14 protein-coding genes are annotated in these 20,413 nt (G+C 49.7%); 5 read left to right on the forward strand and 9 right to left on the reverse strand.

Features of this window, described 5'->3' with window-relative positions:
• The first annotated feature begins 629 nt into the window (after positions 1–629).
• The 4 genes from ACY0JR_RS03695 to ACY0JR_RS03710 all read left to right on the forward strand — a co-directional run bounded on the left by ACY0JR_RS03695 (position 630) and on the right by ACY0JR_RS03710 (position 10,115).
• Positions 630–4,646: a hybrid sensor histidine kinase/response regulator transcription factor gene (locus ACY0JR_RS03695; RefSeq protein ID WP_462632526.1), complete on the forward strand. Its 4,017-nt coding sequence runs from the start codon at positions 630–632 to the stop codon at positions 4,644–4,646.
• Positions 4,647–5,114: 468 nt separating this feature from the next.
• Positions 5,115–7,541, forward strand: a complete 2,427-nt coding sequence (locus ACY0JR_RS03700) for a TonB-dependent receptor (RefSeq protein WP_462632527.1) — start codon at positions 5,115–5,117, stop codon at positions 7,539–7,541.
• Positions 7,542–7,565: 24 nt separating this feature from the next.
• Positions 7,566–8,810, forward strand: a complete 1,245-nt coding sequence (locus ACY0JR_RS03705) for a DUF4374 domain-containing protein (RefSeq protein ID WP_462632528.1) — start codon at positions 7,566–7,568, stop codon at positions 8,808–8,810.
• Positions 8,811–8,879: 69 nt separating this feature from the next.
• A complete protein-coding gene (locus ACY0JR_RS03710) occupies positions 8,880–10,115 on the forward strand; it encodes a PepSY-associated TM helix domain-containing protein (protein WP_462632530.1) in 1,236 nt (411 codons plus the stop codon).
• Between the two features lie 197 nt (positions 10,116–10,312).
• Here the strand turns inward: ACY0JR_RS03710 and ACY0JR_RS03715 are convergent, their stop codons facing one another.
• The 6 genes from ACY0JR_RS03715 to ACY0JR_RS03740 form a co-directional block, all read right to left on the reverse strand.
• The gene (locus ACY0JR_RS03715; RefSeq protein WP_462632532.1) at positions 10,313–11,692 is read right to left on the reverse strand and encodes a DUF58 domain-containing protein; all 1,380 of its coding nucleotides are present in this window, start codon (positions 11,690–11,692) and stop codon (positions 10,313–10,315) included.
• 89 nt (positions 11,693–11,781) lie between these two features.
• A complete protein-coding gene (locus ACY0JR_RS03720; protein WP_462632533.1) occupies positions 11,782–12,780 on the reverse strand; it encodes an AAA family ATPase in 999 nt (332 codons plus the stop codon).
• A gap of 6 nt (positions 12,781–12,786) precedes the next feature.
• A complete protein-coding gene (locus ACY0JR_RS03725; RefSeq protein WP_462632534.1) occupies positions 12,787–13,986 on the reverse strand; it encodes a DUF4350 domain-containing protein in 1,200 nt (399 codons plus the stop codon).
• Positions 13,983–14,714: a DUF4129 domain-containing protein gene (locus ACY0JR_RS03730; protein ID WP_462632535.1), complete on the reverse strand. Its 732-nt coding sequence runs from the start codon at positions 14,712–14,714 to the stop codon at positions 13,983–13,985. Before ACY0JR_RS03730 ends, ACY0JR_RS03725 begins: the two co-directional genes overlap by 4 nt.
• 9 nt (positions 14,715–14,723) lie before the next feature.
• Positions 14,724–15,608 carry a hypothetical protein gene (locus ACY0JR_RS03735; protein ID WP_462632536.1) on the reverse strand — a complete coding sequence of 295 codons (885 nt, stop codon included), beginning with the start codon at positions 15,606–15,608 and terminating at the stop codon, positions 14,724–14,726.
• Positions 15,583–16,554, reverse strand: coding sequence for a stage II sporulation protein M (locus tag ACY0JR_RS03740; RefSeq protein ID WP_462632537.1), 972 nt, complete (start codon positions 16,552–16,554; stop codon positions 15,583–15,585). The genes ACY0JR_RS03735 and ACY0JR_RS03740 overlap by 26 nt, the downstream gene beginning before the upstream one ends.
• A gap of 69 nt (positions 16,555–16,623) precedes the next feature.
• Here ACY0JR_RS03740 and ACY0JR_RS03745 point away from each other — a divergent pair, with 69 nt between their 5' ends.
• Entirely contained in the window at positions 16,624–17,352 is a 729-nt protein-coding gene (locus ACY0JR_RS03745) for an RDD family protein (RefSeq protein WP_462632538.1), read from the forward strand.
• Positions 17,353–17,380: 28 nt separating this feature from the next.
• On the opposite strand, the gene ACY0JR_RS03750 is transcribed toward ACY0JR_RS03745, so the two are convergent.
• The 3 genes from ACY0JR_RS03750 to ACY0JR_RS03760 all read right to left on the reverse strand — a co-directional run bounded on the left by ACY0JR_RS03750 (position 17,381) and on the right by ACY0JR_RS03760 (position 20,359).
• Positions 17,381–17,869 (reverse strand): DUF421 domain-containing protein, encoded by a 489-nt coding sequence (locus ACY0JR_RS03750; RefSeq protein WP_462632540.1) that lies wholly within the window; start codon positions 17,867–17,869, stop codon positions 17,381–17,383.
• Between the two features lie 27 nt (positions 17,870–17,896).
• Positions 17,897–18,370, reverse strand: coding sequence for a hypothetical protein (locus ACY0JR_RS03755; protein WP_462632541.1), 474 nt, complete (start codon positions 18,368–18,370; stop codon positions 17,897–17,899).
• Positions 18,371–18,757: 387 nt separating this feature from the next.
• Positions 18,758–20,359 carry a family 43 glycosylhydrolase gene (locus ACY0JR_RS03760; RefSeq protein ID WP_462632542.1) on the reverse strand — a complete coding sequence of 534 codons (1,602 nt, stop codon included), beginning with the start codon at positions 20,357–20,359 and terminating at the stop codon, positions 18,758–18,760.
• Positions 20,360–20,413: the final 54 nt, after the last annotated feature.

A 20,413-nucleotide genomic window follows, 5' to 3' on the forward strand; every position in this document is an offset into this window, starting at 1 on the left:
CTGTAACAAAATCTAATTGACAAATCGGCAAAGTTGCTTTGAAAGACACCTAACATGACAAGGCGTAAAGCGGGCCAGGAAATGAGAAAAGATATTGGACTGTGTCAATACTAGATATGCGGGAACCTAGACGCACTTTGTGCCCAGCAGTGCTTCGAAGGCAGGATTTCAGCTTCTATTCTACTTCTGTATAGCTTATAAGCCTGTCTGTTTCAAGCCTTGTTTTCTGAAACCGGCACAAAAACGGAGACCAAGAAAGCGGTATTGGTTTTAAACACTTGTGAGATGGGCGTTCTTTAATAGGGCAGAAGCAACAGAAATTGACAATTCAGGCGCAGGAAAACAGATTATTGTCATTTTAACAAATAACTCTTCAAAACCCGTTTATTTTTAGTAAATAGCTTATTATTAGCGATTCATTAAGACAAAGGAAAGAATTCCGCTAAGTCTGAAAACTGAACCTGCCTTTCAGACGGTGCCTCAACCCTACAACAAATTAGTTCACTGGCTGAAGGCTCTTCATGAATCACAAGCCCCTATACCTTACCCCCTTTTCAGTGAAGATGAGATTCAAGCTTTTCTGTCTACTCTTTTGGATACATAGTATTGCGGCTGCGCAGTCCGTGAAAATGTTTTCAGTGGACCTGGAACTCTCCAACAGTCTTATCCATCAGGTATTTCAGGATAGCAAGGGCATTATCTGGGTAGCCACGCAAGACGGGCTGAACAGATATGATGGTTCTAAGTTTACTATTTACCGACATGACAAGAAGGACCCTCACTCCATCCTAAACAATTATGTTCGTTTCCTTTTCGAGGACAGTAAAGGACATCTGCTAATAGGGTATTACAATGGTCTGCAGCTCTATGACCATGCGACGGACTCCTTTAAAAAAATTCCCCTACTGCCGGATAGGGGTGAGGAATATGATGCCCACGTACTCACTATAACTGAACGGAAGAATGGTGAGGTCCTGGTTGGCACCTCTGGCTTTGGGGCTTATTCTTTGAGATTTGAGGGGCAGAAATACAAACTTCAGCAAATCAAACAGCAGATACCAGCCGATATTATCGATTACGTTTTTGAAGACCAAGACCAGAGCCTTTGGATAGGTTCCCAGGACAAAGGCCTCTTCCGCATCAGCAAGGATGGTAAAATAAGGTATTTCCCCGGCTCTGTCACATCTCCCCGAAACACCATTACGGGTATTTGCCAGGATAAAGAAGGCAATGTATATGTGAGTAGTGCCAACAATGGGCTTTTTATCCACAGAAAGTCTACTGACAGCTTTGAGAAGATCCCGTATCTCCCCTCACCCAATCTACCCATCAATACATTGCATTTGGGCAGAAAGGACATGCTTTATATAGGAACCGATGGGGAGGGCATCAAGATTTATGACCTTAAGAAGAAGAGTATCACCGAAGGGAATTTCAATGTCACCACCTTTGATTTCACAAAATCTAAGGTGCACTCCATTCTGGAAGACCAGGCGGGGAACCTGTGGTTAGGGATTTACCAGAAAGGCGTCATGCTGCTACCTGCCAGTGCCAGCAATTTCAAGTACATCGGGTATAAATCAATCAATAACAATACCATCGGCTCCAACGCCATTCTGAGCTTTTTTGAGGACCACAAAGGAATACTTTGGGTTGGCACAGACAGCGATGGTTTGTATGGGTTAGCTGCAAACGGGAAACAAGTAGCGCACTTCGGCCGCACCAGTGATCCCTCGTCTGTGTCTGCTTCCATCATGAGCCTTTTTGAAGACTCTGACCAAAACCTCTGGCTGGGTTCGTACCAAAACGGTTTAGCGAAACTAGACCGCGAGACCGGCAAATGTGACTATATCTCTACTATTAGGGATGAGAATTCCAATGTGGTGGAGCGTATCTATAGTATCACAGAAGACCGACAGAAGACACTGTGGATTGCCAGCATGGGAGCCGGCCTGTTCTCCCTGGATTTACGCACGCAGAAAGTCACCCACTATGACGCCGTTCCCGGTTCACCCAACACAGGCCAGGAGAATTTCCTCCACAACCGCTGGATCAACTCCCTGCTGCTGACCAGCAAGGACAAGCTTTATATTGGAACCTATGATGGCATTGGGTGCTTAGATCTGAAAACCAAGAGCTTTACCTCTACCCACGGGACCAACCGGTTGCTGCATGGCCTTATTATTTACTCTTTGTATGAAGACCCAAAAGGAAACATCTGGATTGGCACCTCACAGGGACTGAAGTATCTGGATGGCAGAACCAATGAGATAAAGTCTTTCACCATAGATGACGGCTTACCCAGCAATGTAATTTGTGCGGTAAAGGGAGATGCAGCGGGTAACCTTTGGATTAGCACCAATTACGGCGTCTCAAAGCTGAACCTCACCAAAAAGCGCTTCGTGAATTATTATGCCAACGATGGCTTACAGGGCAATGAATTCAGTAAGGGAGCAGCCTTTGTGAATGGGAAAGGCCAAATCATCTTTGGCGGGGTCAATGGCATCACGTACTTCAACCCGCAGGAAATTCCTGATGTGATTTCCGCGCCCGGGAAAAAGCTGGAAGTTCGCATCACCGGTTTTTACCTTCATAACCAACCGGTGAAGAAGGGGACGAAATCTGGCAGCTATGATATAGTAGATACCGCTGTGCTGGATGCTGACTTATTCCACCTCTCGCACAATGACAACTCCTTCAGCATAGAATTGGCTACCCAGGACTTTGCCAATCCAGAGCGCATCACTTACCAGTATTCCCTGCAGGGCGGGAATTGGATTAGCCTTCGGCCGGGTACCAACACGGTGAACTTTACAGATCTGGCTCCTGGAACGTACCGTTTCAAGGTAAGGGCAAAAGACTATAGCCTTTCTTCTGCCGTAAAGGAGGTTACCATCATTATTTCCCCGGCCTGGTATTTCTCTACCGGGGCAAAGGCTGTTTATGCGCTTTTACTGGCAGCAGCTTTTCTATTGGTAGTGTTGCAGGTCAGGCATCGGCAGCGCACGCGGCAAAGAATGCAGGAGCACCTGCAGGCCAAACAAATCAATGATGCCAAGTTGCAGTTCTTCATCAACATCTCCCATGAGATTCGGACCCCCATGTCTTTGGTGATAAGTCCTTTGAAAAAGCTGATTTCCACAGACAAAGACCAGGACCGCCAAAAGTCTTACGCGACCATGCAGCGCAATTCTGAACGGATCCTGCGTCTGATCAACCAGCTCATGGACATCCGTAAGATTGACAAGGGACAATTGCAGTTAAGATTTCAGGAGACCGAAATCGTGGGCTTCCTGGAAGAGCTTTGCGCCATCTTTGACGAGCAAGCCCGGTCTAAAAACATCGACTTCCACTTTCACCACGAAGTGGAACGGCTACCAGTATGGGTAGATCCTAACCAATTTGATAAGGCTATCCTGAACGTGCTGTCCAACGCCTTCAAGTTCACCCCTGAGAACGGCAGGATTGGCCTTTACCTTCACGCTGGGGAAGATGAAACTGCCACAAATGAACTGCGCCACTATTTTGAGATTGTTATTTCAGACAACGGGATCGGCATTGCCGAAAGCGAGCGGGAGAAAATCTTTGATTGCTTTTACCAGGTTCAAGACGCCCATAATCATTTTGTGGCAGGTACTGGCATTGGCCTACACTTAACCCGCTCCATTGTTGACCTCCATCATGGCCACATAAGAGCAGAAAGCAACCCAGAAGGCCCAGGAACCCACTTTATCATGCGTCTACCTTTGGGTAAAGACCACCTGAAGACAGAAACACTCCTGGAGACACCCACACCTGTATTGAAACCTGAGCCTGCCGTTCTGGTTGTACCCACTCCCGTGCTTGACGGGGAAAAGGTGAAGCCGAAATCCAGCACTAAAAGCCATGTGCTGGTGGTAGATGATGATGAAGAAATCAGGAAGTATATCTGTGAGGAGTTTTCTACCGAGTTTCATGTAACCGAGAGTTCTAATGGCAAAGAAGCGCTTTCTGTTTTGCTGAACAAAACACCTGATTTAATTATCAGTGATGTAATGATGCCCGAAATGGATGGGATTACCTTGTGCCGGAAGATCAAACAGAATGTGAACATCAACCACATTCCAATCATCCTGCTCACAGCCAAATCAGAGGAGGAAGACAAACTGGAAGGTTTGGGCATTGGCGCCGATGCCTATCTGGTGAAACCGTTTAACATTGAGATTCTGAAAAAGACGGTTCAAAACATCATCAAGAACCGGAAGATGCTCCGGAACAACTTCAGTGGCAATCAGCACCAGAATGACAAAGTTCAGAAAGTTGCCATGAAGTCAGCAGATGAGAAACTGCTGTCTAAACTGCTTGACATCATCAACCAGAACATAGGCAACCCAGCCCTGAACATAGAAATGATTACCAGAGAGATTGGTATCAGCCGGGTACACTTACACCGCAAGATGAAGGAACTGACGAATCAATCTACCAGTGACTTTATCCGGAACGTTCGCCTGCAACAGGCGGCTGACCTCCTTTCCAGCAAACATCTTAATATCTCTGAGGTAGCCTTCGCGGTGGGGTTCACAAACCTTACGTCTTTTTCAACGGCTTTCAAGGAACTTTACGGAATGTCACCAACAGCTTATATGGAGGCTCATTCCAAGCAATAGCACACCTAGGGTTGCTTACAGTTTCATCATTGGGGGAGCAAGAGTAAATAATTCTTCCTGCTCTCCCCTTACCTCCACTATGCCTGGTACCTTGCTTTGCTCTTGGGTGAGTTTAACAAAGCTTACGCTGTTCCTTATTTGAAAGCGATAACGCTCTGTTTTTGGGCTTGTATTTGAAAATCTGCTCTAAATCACCACGCACCAAAGCCTGCTTCCTGTTGCGCCCACACTCCATTTGTACTTCCCCAGCCTTTTCCAAAGGTTAAAGGCCTTCATCGGCAGCCAAGTCATTTCTTCCGGTAGCTGATGCGGCTTTGGTCTGCTTCTCTCCTGATTAGTTCTTCGCCTACATTCTCGCTCATTCTGTAGAATCATTCTAAATAACTTGGCATTTCAGAATGTATGCTTTAATATTGAGCTATTATTTAGATCAAGTCTAATTAACAAGTAGAACGCTTGTTTAGAAATATGGGAGTACCAGCTACGTGGCAGTCTGTAAAGCATAACCAATTCTTTGGAAAGGAGCTTTTCCTCTTCTTTTTCTTCTTTTTCATCAGCGCTTTGGCTGGTATGGCGCAAGACTTGGGAACGGTCTCGGGGAAGGTGGTAGAAGCGGGTAACAAGGCCCTGGAATTCGCCAACGTTTCTATCCAAGGCACCAATGCCGTAGCCCAGACCAAGGCAGACGGTTATTTTTCCTTATCCGCCCCGGCGGGCGATTATGACTTGGTTATCTCGTTTGTGGGCTATTCCACCAAAACAACCAGAATACGCCTGGTGGCTGGCCGCACCACTACCCTAGGCAACATTACCTTACAGGGAAGCCTGAACATGGGCGAGGTGGTGGTCACCGGAAAAACGCAGAACACCGCTATTAAGGAGGAGGGTTTTAACGTGACCGTGCTGGATGCCAAAAAACTGTACAGCACCTCCGCCGACCTGAACCAAGCCTTAAACCGCACTACTGGTATTAGGGTGCGCGAAGAAGGAGGCGTAGGTTCCAATTTCAGTTTCTCTTTGAATGGCTTTTCGGGAAAACAGGTCAAATTCTTTCTGGACGGCATTCCCATGGACAACTTCGGCTCTTCCTTAACGCTCAACAACTTACCGGTAACCATGGCCGAACGGGTAGAAGTGTACAAGGGCGTGCTTCCCAACCATTTGGGGGCAGATGCTTTGGGCGGTGCGGTGAACATTGTGACCCGGGCGAACCCTAACTTCCTGGACCTTTCGTACGGTTTTGGCTCCTTCAATACGCATAAAGCCTCCATCAACGGAGCCTTCACCAATCCCAGAACCGGGCTTACCCTTCGGGCGAACGCTTTCTACACGTACTCAGACAATAACTACAAGGTAGAGGTGAACCCCATTGACCTTACCACTGGGCAAAAGGCCGAGAAACCGCAGGAAGTAGAGCGCTTCCATGACGCCTATGAATCTGGAACGCTCCAGTTGGAGAGTGGCATTACCGGCAAAAAATACGCTGATCTGCTCCTTATTGGGCTTATTGCCTCGGGCAATGACAAAGAAATTCAGACCGGCGTCACCATGGAGCAAGTCTTTGGGGCCAGGACTTCCCGCTCCTCCTCCCTGATCCCGACAGTGAAGTACCGGAAAGCGGATCTCTTTGTGCAAGGCTTGGACGTGAGTCTGTACAGCGCCTATAACATGACCCAGAACCGGTTTATAGACACTACCCGCCTGCAATACAACTGGAACCAAGAAACAAAGAGGACCACTACGGCTGAAGCCGTTCGTACCCAACTGAAGAACCTCGACAACGAAGGCCTGGTAACTGCCAACCTCAGCTACAAACTTTTTCCAGACCATTCCCTGTCGTTTAACTACGTTTTGTCTGATTTCGGCCGAAAATCCAGTGACGTGGAAGACCCGGAGAACGTGACATTTCAATACCCACAGAGCCTGAACAAACAGGTCATGGGCCTTGCCTGGCAAATGAGCAAGAAACGGTTCAACGCCACGGCCTTCTCCAAGCTCTATCTGCTTAATGCCAGTTCCTTTGAACAAGTCTCAGACGGAACGGGTAACCCCAACTACCAAGCCATCCAGACCAAAACCGATAACATAGGATATGGTACAGCGTTAGCCGGTTTCATTTTGCCGCAACTGCAATTAAAAGCCTCTTATGAGCACACTTACCGCCTGCCAGAGGCGATAGAATTGCTGGGCGACGGATTATTTGTCCGGAGGAATTCGGCTTTGAAGCCTGAGAACAGTGATAATATAAATGTGGGGGCCAGTTATTCCTTCAAGCTTCGCACAGATCACCAGTTTGCCTTTGAGACCAATTACATCTACCGCAATTCAGATGACTACATCCGTCTGGATCAAAGACAAGCCCAGCCTATTGACCGGCAGTACATCAACATGGGAAATGTGGTTACAAACGGAATAGAGGGTGATTTCAGATACTCCTGGCAGAACAAGTTCCAGGTTGGTTTAAACCTTACCTACCAGAACATTATTGACAAAGAGGAATTCTTGACGAGCACCAACCTTACGGGTACCACTGTCTATAAGAACCTGGGCTACGATCATCGGATTCCCAACATGCCGTACCTGTTCGGAAATGCGGAAGTAGGGTATTCTTTCACTGAACTAGGCGCAAAAGACAATGTGCTTACCCTCAACTACAACCTCAACTACGTGGAGGAGTACTACTTCACTCCGCAGCACTTAGGTTCCAACAACAATGATATCATTCCGCGCCAGGTAGCTCACAATGCCATGGTTAACTACACGCTGCAGAATGGCAAATACGGTTTGTCGCTGGAGTGCCGGAACCTGACCGATAGCAAACTCTTTGACAATTACCTGCTTCAGAAGCCCGGCCGTTCCTTCTTCTTACGAGCCAGATATTTCATCAATAAATAACATCACCAACCAATAATTACCTACATGAAGTCCACATTCAAAAGACTAGCCAAATTCAGCTTTCTAGCGGGAGTAGCTTTTACTGCCTTTTCCTGTAATGATAACGAAAACGACGATCCTACCCCGGTAGCCGAAACTGACAAGGTGTTTGCCTTAGGTGTGGGTGTCACCACTTCCACGGCTACCACTAACTACGTAGTGCAGACCAGCAACCTCATGAGCGGCACCATTTCCTTAACCGGGAACGGTCTCCTGCAGTCGGGTTATCGTGATTATGCTTTTGGCGGCGGCACGTTCTACAGCATTGGCGGGCTAGGAATTACGGATGTCAATGCCATTACCCTGAACGCTTCAAACCAACTGACCACCAGAACCGGGCTTACGTTTGAAGAGGCCAACAATCAGTTCATAGACGCAGACGGCACCGGAACCACCATGGTGGGCGCGTCTTTGCCAGCCTCTCCCACAGCAGGCCTTAATGCCAAGTTCTACACGGTGAATGTTGCCTCCAACGCTATCACCAACAGAGCAGATGTGCCCATGAACAGCATTCACCCAAGTAACAGAGATTGGCTGTTCCATACCGGTATGCAGGTGAGAGGCAACCAACTGTTCCAGACGTTTTACCCGGTGAACTACACCACCTACGCCACCACCAATACAGACACCTGCTACGTAGCCATCTACAACTACCCTGGCTTCGGGCTGCAGAAAGTAATCAAAGACACCCGCACGGGTCCGGCCGGAGCGTTCAATACCCAGTCTGGCCTGTTCAAGACCGAGAACGGAGACCTGTACACCGTTTCCAACAGCAGCTACTCCAACGGCTACAGCCAGTCAACCAAGCCCGCCGGTATCTTGAGAATAGCGGCCGGAACTACAGAATTCGACAAAAACTACTTCTTCAACACAGATGCAGCACCTAACGGCGGAAAAATAGCGCACGCCATCTACATTGGAAACAACAAGCTGTTCGCCGCCGTGACGGTGGTAGCCCCTACCCTCCAAGACAGATGGTCTGACAACAACCTTCGGCTTGCCATTGTGGACTTATCTGCCAAAACCATCACTCTGGTAGTCAATGTGCCGCAGTTCAAAGGCCATGGCGGCAGAAGTTTTGCTGCGTTGCTGGATGAAGGAAAAGTGTACACCGCCCTTAACATCAATGGCGTAGAGACCATTTACCAAACTGACGTAGCCACCGCCACCGCTACCAAAGGCGCCGTGATTGAAGGCTCGTTCCTGGGCGGCATTGCCAGACTGAAATAACCCGTATTTCCACCAGCTCCGGCCTGTCCTTGCCGAAGCTGGTTTTTATTTCCCTAATTCTCCAACCAAATGAAAGGCAAAAAAGCAACCAACCCCAGCGTAGCAAGACGCATCAATGATTGGCTTCACCTCTGGCTGGGGCTGGTGTCTGGCATTGTGGTGTTTATTGTGAGCATTACGGGCTGTTTTTACGCTTTTCAGCAGGAAATCAAAGATGCCCTGGAGCCCTGGCGGTTTGTGGAAGTGCAGGAGAAGGCTTTTGTGCCGCCCAGCCAACTGCTAGACACTGCCCTGGCGTACATGCCCGGCGCAGAGCCCACCGGCCTTACGTACAGCAACCGAGAGGAAGCGGCGGCCGTGGGTTTCAGCAGCTTTGAGAATGGGAAACGCAGTTTCACAGCCATTTTCCTGAACCCTTATACCGGTCAATTCCTACAGAAGCAGAAGTCCATTGGGCAGGGCGAATTTGATTTCTTCCGGTTTATTATTGATGGGCACCGCGCCCTTTGGCTGCCGTACAACATTGGCCGCCCTATTGTGGGGGTGTGTACGCTTATCTTTCTGGTGCTGCTGGTGACCGGCCTTGTCATGTGGTGGCCCAAAAGATGGAACAAATCTAACCGTGATAAAAGCTTTAAGATCAAATGGAGCGGCAGCTTTAAACGGGTGAACTATGACCTGCACAATGTGCTAGGCTTCTACAGTTTGTTACTGGCGTTGGCGTTGGGCGTGACCGGCTTGGTTTGGAGCTTTACCTGGTTTGAAGACGGCTTGTACTACGTCACTTCCGGCGGAAAAGAGAAACCCGATCACCACCATCCGCATTCAGATACCACCCAGGCGGCGCTGCTGGCCAACAACACCGTATCTGCGCTGGACAGGGCCTGGTACAAAACCATTGCCGTAGAACCAGACGCGCAGGGTTTCTACATGACGCCAGTTCTGAAGGACAAGGATGATGCTCTGGAGATTATCGCGTACCAGGACCATGGCTCCTGGTATAACCGAAACGAATATTACTATGACCAGTACACGCTGGAGCTGTTCAGGGTACAAGGCGACCGTTACGATGAAGCCGGCTTCGCCGATAAATTGTCTTTGCTCAACTATGACCTCCACATAGGAGCCGTCTGGGGGTTGCCGGGCAAGGTATTGGCTTTCTTTATCAGCCTGATCTGCGCCAGCCTGCCTGTCACCGGGTTTCTGGTGTGGTTAAACAAAAGGAAAAAGACAAAGAAGAAAGCGAATTCCAGCAGATCTCCGGAGAATCTTAACGTAAGGAATCCTAACGTAGCAAGAGTATAAAAGGACTTCAACTTACTGCCCCACCACATCAAAAAGCTACTGACAAGTAAAATCTGTCAGTAGCTTTTTGATGAATCGTACTTTCCACTTCTTCTAAAGCAGCCAAGAAAGATATGTACTTTCTGGCTGGCGCAGTTTTACGCTCTTTTTTTCTAAAACTAGCCAAAACGAGTGGGCGCCGTTACAGAACCCTGTCACTACAGCAACCCGCGCGATTTAAATTCCAGGTACTTGTTGATGGCGTTGACGGTGAGTTTGTCGGGTGGGGTTAACACTGAATGGATGCCGTGGGCCGTAAATTCCTTCACGATCTGCCGTTTCTCATAGGCAAACTTCTCCGCGATGGCTTTCAGGTAAACTTCCTCCAGGTTTTCGGCGGGTTTTTCCAATAACTCCTTCGTTTCAGTATTCTCGAAGAAGACCACCAGTACCAGGTGGTGTTTGGCTAATTTGCGCAGGTACGGCAACTGGCGTTTGGCACCGTTCAGGGTTTCAAAATTGGTGAACAGGAGCAACAAACTGCGCTGCTTTATTTTAGAACGAATGGTGACGTATAGCCGCTGAAAATCGGTTTCCTGGAATTTGGTGGTTTGGTTGTAGAGTACTTCCAGAATTTTCTGTAGTTGGGAGGCACGGCGCTCGGCGGGCAGCACCGAACTGATGTGGTTTGAGAACGTGATTAAGCCCGCTTTGTCTTCTTTGCGCAGCGCCACGTTAGACAGCACCAAGGAAGCGTTGATGGCGTAGTCCAGCAAACTCAACTCGGCGAAGGGCATTTCCATCACACGGCCTTTGTCAATAAGACAATACACTTGCTGCGATTTCTCGTCCTGGTAATGGTTCACCATCAATTCAGATTTACGGGCCGAGGCTTTCCAATTGATAGTGCGTTGGTCGTCACCGGCTACGTAAGACCTGATCTGTTCAAACTCCGCACTGTGCCCCACTTTCCGCATTTTCTTGATACCCATGGCCGAAAGGTGCTGCGAGGCCGCCAGAAACTCATACTGCCGCAACTGGATAAACGACGGATAAACCGGCACTTCTTGCCCCTGCCCGAAGCGGTAGCGCCGGCGGGTCAGGTGCAAAGGCCCGTTCACGAACACGTTGGTGGCTCCAAAAGCGTACACGCCGCGTTGCACCGGCCTAAGCAGGTATTCAATCACGTGCGTCTCGCCTTTGGGAATCTGCACCAGAAAGCTGGCATCGCGCTTCTGAAACTGAAAGGGCAATTCCTCTATTACTTCTACCCGCACCGGAAAAGCGTAATAGTTCTCCACGTACAGGTACACCGGGTTCTCACTTCCGTTAGAGAGTTTTTCCTGCATACTGCGCGACGCCATCACTCCCTGCGGGTGACGGAACAAGGCCGCCATATCCATGCCCACAAACAGCACCAACACGCCCAGCAGAATCTTCACCAGAAACAGGAAAGCCGGAAAAAAGAACGCCAGCACAAACAAGCCTACTAGGCCAGACACGGCATAGTAAAAGTACTTGGTGAAATACAGGCTGCGGAGAAAGGACACTAGCGACGGGATTTTAGGGTCGATTTGCGAAAAAAGGGTTGTAAACATACTATGGCGCGGAAGTTACTTCCGTGACTTACCGACTTAGAAGAAAGTCACGGAAGTAACTTCCGCGCCATAGTAGCATAGAAAGAACACTAGCGGGGAACCTCGGTTTTCTGAATGATTTGCTTGATGACATCGTCTGGGGTGGCGCCTTCCATTTCCCGCTCGGGTGTGAGCAGGATTCTATGCCGAAGCACCGCTGGAGCCAGTTCCTGCACATCCTCGGGCGTTACAAACGAACGGTTTCTGATGGCGGCCAAGGCTTTGGCGCTGTTCAGCAATGCCAAGGAAGCGCGCGGGGAAGCTCCCAGGTACAGAGATTTGTTCGCACGGGTCTGTACTACCAGGCTGGCAATGTATTCCAGTACTTTAGGGTCTACGTGTACCTCCTGCACCTGCTTCCGCAAGGCGGATATTTGACCTGCGTTGAGCACCGGCTGTACTTCGTCTACCTCGCGCTGCAACGCAGGCCGGTGGTGGTGTACGCCCAGAATGGCCACTTCCTCTTCCAAAGACGGATAATGCACCAGAATCTTAAACATGAAGCGGTCTAGTTGCGCCTCCGGCAAGCGGTAGGTTCCCTCCTGCTCAATCGGGTTTTGGGTAGCCAGCACCAGGAACGGGTCGGCCATAGGGTATTGGGTACCGTCATGGGTGATTTGCTGTTCTTCCATGACCTCAAACAAAGAAGACTGCGTTTTGGCCGGGGCCCGGTTTATCTCGTCAATCAAGACAAGGTTAGAGAAGATGGGGCCTTGTTTGAACTGGAACGTGGCCGTACCCGGATGGAATACCGACGTACCCAGCACATCTGAGGGCATGAGGTCTGGGGTGAACTGAATACGGTTAAAGCCTACGTCAATGGTGCGGGCCAGCAGTTTGGCAGTGAGCGTCTTGGCGATGCCGGGCACGCCTTCAATAAGCACGTGCCCATCGGCTAAGATGGCCACCAGCAACAGGTCAATGAAGGCTTCCTGCCCCACAATCCGTTTCTTAAGCTCGATTTTAATGCGTTCTACGGCTTCCTGCAACGCAGAGAAATCTGTAGTAGGTGCCAGCCCAAGGGCGGCGTCTTCTAGTGGTTCCATCATATTGAGTTAACGGCGGGTGGCTTGCCGGTAAAAGCTTTCTAATTGTGTATTGAGTTGCCAAAGGTTCTGTTCCTCCAGGCTGGCGGTAGACCTTACATACCTAATCACCCGGAAAAGCTCGGCCATGGCTGAAGCTGGTACCCCTGATTTTTGGGTAATCCGGTCCTGTAGTTCTTTGTCCAGTTCATTGGTATTTTCATGGTAGTGCAGGCGCAGGTACTCCAGAAAATACGTAATTTTCTTTTCGGCCAGGCCGCGGTGGTCCTGGGAATTAAAGTACAGGTTGCCAATGACCCGCACAAATTCCAGCGTAGTGTTTCTGGGTTTCTCCAGAACGGGAATAATACGCTGGGTGCGTTTGCTTTCAAACAGCACAAAAATGAGCAGGCTACCCAAGGTCAGGTAATACGCCCAGGCCAAGGCATCATGGCTGAGCAACACCCTGAACACCGAGCCACTCCCGGCGGGGCCTTGCTTCTGGTACTCATCCCACCAAACGGGCTGTACTTTCAAATGTGACAAACTCAGCGCGGCATACTTATTTTGCCTCGGTTCAATGACGTGGTAATTGGTAAAAGCGAAGGGCACCGAACTGATGAAGAAGCGACCTTTTCCGTAATTGATTTGCACGAAGTTGGTGTCTCCGGCGGTATTCTTCCCCAGCACTACTGTTTTCAGGTCAGAATCTAAGGTGAGGATTTTGTTTACTTTCTGCCACGCATAGACCGTCGGTTTTACCTTTTGAAGTTGTGGGTGCGTGAAGAGAACGCCTAAAGAATCCTGCTTCGGTTTTGAGGAGTCTTCTACTTTGAAACCCAAGGCATCTTGAAACCGAGGGGAAAACCGATGCGCACTGATGAACACGTCATTCCCCGCCTCCACAAATTGAAGGAGCGCCTCCAGTTCCAGCTTATCTACCTGAAAAGCCGAGTTCACAAAGATGTAGTTTATGGGCTGTTTTGCGCTATCTGGGCCTAAAACAGATTCCTCCACCTGGTTCACAATAGGCAACCGCACAGACGTGACCGGCTGTTCTTTGAACAAATCGGGTAGCAGCTCAAAGAGCACGTAGGTGCCATACGGAATCTTGTCTTTGTTGGAGAAAGTCTCTTTCCAGTCAATCGGCTTGGGCCGATAATATTCCACCACCACAAAAACGGCGAACAGCAGGCCTAACCCCAGGGCGTAGGAACGGTAGTTTTTCATGCCGTTTTGGAAAAAGACTGGGTAAACTTCTGAAACGATTGGCGCACCACTTCAAACTTTTGCTGGTCTAAATAAGTGCCGCCGTACCAGACGTATTCAAACAGTTGGGTCACGCGCTCAAACGGCATTCTCAGCGGAGAGCTTTTCAGTTCGTTCACATAGCTCCAGTTGGTTTTCCCCGGTTTCCAGTCAATCAGGCCTTGGTCGGTGAGGGTTTTCAAGGTACGCAGGTAGTACAGCCGAATGGCCCGCCGGTAATCGCCTTGGGCTTCGGCTTCTTCCAAGAGCGCCTGAAAATCTATTTCATGGATGTTTTCGCGGTACGTTTCATAGGTGATAGCGGCAGCGGCTGGTTTTCTGCCGAACAAGCCTACAAAATCAACCTGAAACAGTTTCAGAACTACAAACACGGTGGTACCAATGGCGATGCCGTACAGCACGTACTTCCAAAAGCTGTCGTATGATTTAGAGGTCAGCAACCTGGAAATGTAGTTCCCCACTTTGCGCCAGAAACGCTCCCAGAAAGACATATCGGGACGTACATCTTGCTGGTACTGGAAATCTCTGTTTGCACGGAACTCCTTTAACTTCTCGGGATTAGGGTAGCGAATTTCCAAAGGCACAGGAGCCACCGGAGCGGAAGTCTGGGCCGTAGTTTGGGCAAACGCAGTTCCGTTTAAGGCACAATTCCAGAGAAACAGCACAAAAACGAGTAGACAGAAACGCACGAACACAGCTTAATAAAGGTCAGTTCCGGCCGAGGCGCGGGATTGGGCACCTATTTGGTTTACCTGCTCCAGCAGACCTATGCCTTCTTTTTTCTCTACCAGATCGAAATACAGAAATGCGATGGAGGTAATGGTGAGAACATACAGGAGCAAACTGATGAAGGTGGTAAAGGCGGTGGCTACTACCAACAATACATCACTTTCGCCGCCCGGCAAGTGCAGAATCCGGAGAACGTACACTACAATAGCCGGCAAAGAGGCCGCAAACCCCACTATTCCCTGTATCAAGAACATCAGCAACAGAAATCCGAAGCTAGACCACCAGTGGCCTTTAACCAGGTAGAAACAACGCTCCACGGCATCCAGAAAACCTACCTCTTCGTGCAACATGACCATGATGAACATACTACACGCCACCGCCACGTAGATACCCGGCAGCAACAGCAGCAACGAAGCCAACGCTATCATGAGTCCTACGCCCACGCTGGAATACAGGCAGGGAATGAAATTGCTTTTGACGCTTTCCCAGACCTGGGCGGTTTCTACCTGTCCCTGGTTCTGTTTATACTGCAGCATGTACGAGTAGACCGTCAGGCACAGCAGCACAAACCCCACCAACGTAAAAAACAGGCTGACCCAGTATTGGAGAGACAGCAGGCTTTGGGCAAATGCAAAGGCGCCCAGAGAACCGTAGCGCTCCGTTCCGGATAGGGCCTTTAGTTGGGCACCCTGGTAAATGCCCGAGAAAATAGCGGACAGAACCGCAAACGGCACCACGTACCACAAAATGCAGGTAAAAAGCGGCCTGAAGTTCTGCCGGAGAAACCCGATAGTGGCATTTATTTTCTGCCCGGTATCGCGCTCCAGCCTAAACTCCATCAGTTGGTCTTTCATGAGCAGATAATTTGGCTTGCAGCCAGTAAGGATATAACAGGAAGTAAAAGACAATAAGCGCGGCCGAAGTCCCGATGATAAAGAGACTGGCATACAGCGGCATCTGAGTATGGCGAGTCACAAAACCTTCCAGAAAACCGGCCATGATAAAAATAGGCACCAGCCCCACCACAATTTTGAGCCCGTGTTTGGCCCCTTGCCGGAAAGACTCCATGCGGGAAAAAGTTTTGGGGAAGAGCAGGCTGTTGCCCAGCACAAAACCCGCACACCCCGCAATGATAATGGCCGAAATCTCCAGGGTACCATGAATCCAGATGGTGAGCACCGAGGTGAGCAACAGGCCCTGTTTGTAGAAAAAGTACTGGAAAGCGCCCAGCATGACTCCGTTTTGCAGCAAAATCCAGAAAGTACCCACAGAAAGCAAAGAACCCATAACAAAGGCCATAAACGCTACCTTGATGTTGTTGTAGGTGATGGCCAGGAACATGGTGGCTTCATCGGTTTGTTTGTACACCGCCATGGGGTCGCCTTTCTTGATGTTGGCCAGCGTCTGGTTCACGTACTGGTCGCCCAGAATAAGCCGCACGAAGGTGTCATCATACGCCGCCGATAACGCCCCAATAAAACAGGCCGACGCGAAGATGAGAAACGCAAAAAACAGCTGCCGGTGGTATTGCCGGAACAGCAAAGGCAATTCCTGCTTCCAGAACAGCACCAACCGGTTACTCTTCTCTTTCTTGTTGCGGTAAATGGTCTGGTGGACTTTGCCCGTGAGGCTGTTCAGATAATCTGTGTTGTCAGAATCTGGGTAGAACGTGCGGGCGAAGGACAGATCATCGGTTAGCTCAATAAACCTATCGGCCAACTCATCTGGGTTGGCCGTGGGTTCTGTGGCGTACCGTTTCCATTTAGCTGAATTCTGTTTGATGAAAGCGGCCTCGCGCATGCCTCGTGCTTTTGTTTCCTTCCAAATATATCTAACTTAGGCTACTTATTAAAGCAGATTTTCTTTTAAATGGACACCATCAAGATTAAAACTACCCAGAATGTGGAGGTAGAATACGCCATTGCCAGTGTGGGAGATAGAATTCTGGCGTATTTGATTGATGCTGTGGTGGTTTTTGGCTGGATTATCTGCTGCTCCATCGTTTTCTCCCTGGTCTTTGCCTCCGGCAACACTTCTAAAAGTGCTATTATAGGCATGGTGGTACTTGCCATGGTGCCCATCACCTTCTATCATCTGCTCTGCGAAATCTTCCTGAACGGGCAAAGCCTGGGGAAAAGAGCCAAAGACATCAAAGTCATCAAGCTGAACGGCCAATCACCTAGTCTGGGTGATTACCTGCTGCGGTGGCTTTTCCGGATTCTGGATATCTGGTTCTACGGCATTGTGGCCATCGCTACTATTGCCATTAACGGGAAAGGCCAACGGGTAGGTGATTTGGCGGCGGGTACCTGTGTGATTAAAACTACGCCCGTGAAGAGACAGAATCTGTTTCAGGTACCGTTAGAAGAAAACTACACCCTTGTCTTCCCCGAGGTAGCCGTTCTCTCAGACAAAGACATGGCTTTGATCAGAAAGCTGCTTTCCAAAGCCATTGAACACAAAAATGAAACGCTGTTACAACGCATCGCGGAACGGGCCAAAGAGGTAATGGGCGTGCAGCCCAACCTAACAGACCGCGAGTTCCTGAAAACCGTGATCAAAGACTACCAGCACCTTACCGCGGGTATGGAGGCGTAATTTCCCTTTGTTTCCGCTGGTTCTCCAGCTATTCTTCCTTGATAATATCAGGCTTAATGCCCTGCTCATTCAGGTGGAAAGGGATGATACTGATAGAGCCGTCTTTTTCCAGCACGGCATACTTAATCTGGTCCATATTTTCCAGCCCCTGCGACTTTCTGGCGGCTTCCAGAATATCATCTTCCTGTAATCTGGCTTTGTCCATGCGGTCTAGCAGCGGCTTGCCGTTTTCCAGAATGATCAAGGGAATACCATTGATGACACTGTCCAGAAACCTGAACCTGTTGGTAGCCAGGGAAACCATAATATCGGCGAAGACCAGCGTTAGAATCACCAGCATACTTCCGGTAATGGATTTATCCTCATCTACCAGGGCATTTTGCACGGCTTCGCTTATGATCAAAAGCAACACCAGATCAAAGGCTGTCATCTCGCCCAACGTACGCTTCCCCGCCATGCGCAGGATAATGAACACCATGATATAAACAATCAGAGCCCTTAAAACGATTGATTCCATAGCTGCAGGTTTTGACGTTATTTGACGTTATAGATACACAAATTGATGCGCCTTCAATTGGGCTTTGCCAACCGTTACGTCCAGTTGATGTGAGCCCGTTTTGTGAGGGATCAGGTAGAAAATGATCAATCCGTTTTGCACCGAATGGAAGGTGTAGATCAATTTATGATCCTTTACTTCTACCGCCACGGGCTGCGGCACCACCTGATCAATCCTTACTTTTCTGATATAGTCATTATTTAAAATGACTTGAGCATTCTTGCCTAACTGGCCCACCTGTATGTGCAGTTCAGTCCCTTTTTCAACCCGCATAAACCGGGTGTACTCAAACTGAACACCATGGGCCGTAACCTTCCTGTCACTCAGCAGACCTTTCCCAAATAGGCCGAACGCCGCCGCTACCAGCACCATCGCCATCAAAGACCAGAACACCCGGGCTACTCTCCATTCATTTTTTTGGAACCTGTAATAATCTTCCGCCAGTTTTATGTCCTTGTCCATGCCTAAAAAAGAGTGAAAGCCATCAACCTTAGGTAGTACCCTGAACCAGACTTTTGGTTGCTTGAGCCACGCGCTATTCCAGAAAACATTCTTTAAGGCGAGTTGTATTAAGGGCTTTTTCGGCAAAACCGCCTTGAAAGGCAAAACGTAGGAGCAATCCCTTATGGCTGCCCTTTCCATGCTCCTTTTCAGAAAATGCAGAATGTACGGACAGGTCGCGACCTGTCCTACGGTAGCAGAAAACGTAATCAGCAACCATCAGAGACTACCCGTACATCTGAAATTGCATGTCGGCCCTGCCGAAATACACAGCTATAAAAAAAGGGTGTTTAGGTTCTGCTTTCAGGAAAACAGACCTAAAACACCCCTAAAGAACTGCTTCAACAATCAATGAACTAGCCGGAACCACTCAAAAGCGGCGGTGCTGCCCGCCGGTCCTTTGGCAGTGAGGCCCACGCGCACGCCCCGGTCCCAAGGAGGTAGGAAATCACCGTTAAGGGGTTTGCCTTCGTTCAAGAGAGTCCAGGTAGTGCCGTTGGCACTCCAGGCGAACTGTAGCTGGTCTCCTTTGGCGGCGGTGAGTCTGAACTGCAACATACCTCCAGCCGGGGCGGCAACTTTGGAATGCACCGTCTCTTTATTTTCCTTCACCGACCACAACGAAATCTCCCCGTTCTGCACTGATACGCCTATGGCATTCTGCGGATCTCCAATGGCGGCCAGCCCTGCCGCTACCCCGCTGCCCAGTTGCTTTTGGTTGATGGCGGCCGTGGCGGTGTACGCCCCTTCTACCGTGCGCTGGCTTAACACACTTCCTATCTTCTCTGGTGTTGCCTGCAACAGCAAACGCCCTGACTGCACCGAGTACTGAGGCATCTGCTCCACAAACCACTGCCAGGACTGGGCCAACTTGCTGGCCGTGAATTCCTCCTGGACATCTATCACGTCTTTGGCGTTGGTTCTGTACGGAGCCGTAGCGGTGATGGAAGGAGAACTGTTCTCAAACTTCGGCCAGCCGTCTGCACCCCAGGTGATTTCATCCAACAGCCCCTGCCGGCCGGGGTACACGGTGTTGTTGGCGCTGTAGGCGTGGTATAGAAAGTAATCACGGCCCTTTTCGTCTGAGACTACAGTGCCGTGACCGGGACAGGTCCAGGCTTCGTTCTTCTTCATGATGGGGTTATTGGCGTATTTCTCCCAGGGTCCCCTTAACTCCTTGGCTCGGGCCACGCCCACGCCGTAGGTACACGCTCGTCCGCAGCAGGCATCACCGGCGTAGAACATATAGTAGTAACCGTTGCGTTTGATCAACGCCGGGCCTTCTACCAGACCACCCTCCCAGGTTCCTTTCTCGTTCCGGAACAATTCAAATTTTTCGCCCGTGAGCGCGGTTCTTTCCTCGTTCATGCGTTGGCCCCAGATGGGGGTAGGTTTGCCCACGCTGTTAGCGTCTTCTTTCCAAATGAGGTACAAATCGCCTTTCTCGTCTCTTATAGGAAAACCATCAATGGAACCTACTTCCTGGCAGACCAAAGGACCTAAATCTGTGTAGGGGCCGGTGGCTTTGGTTGCGCTGGCCACGCCCACGCACAGGTTGCCGCCTTTCTTTTTGGCGGTGTAGTAGATGTAGTATTTGCCCTTGTCATAAGTAATTTCGGGAGCCCAGAAATGCGCCTCAGCCCAGTCTGGCAGTTTATTGGGGAACACATGGCCCACGGTTTCCCAGTCTACCAGGTTCTTTGAGTGCAGGATAGGGTACAGCGGCGCCCACTCAGAGGAAGTGGCTGTGGCCCAATAGTCATTGCCTACGCGCACTACTGACGGGTCTGCGTAATCGCCGGGAAGTACGGGGTTTTGGTAAGTGACAGCCTGGGTGGAAGTAACCGGCGCTGTAGCACTACTTTGTGAGACTATGCTTTGATTTTTGTTACACGAAAAGGTCAGGAGGCTGACCACCACGGCAGAGAGGGAGAAGAGATAGGCTTTCATAGGCAAAGGAACGGACGGTTTGGTTGAGTTTTTCTGCAAAGGCACTGATTACGC

Source organism: Rufibacter sp. JT3400010, from assembly GCF_054956755.1.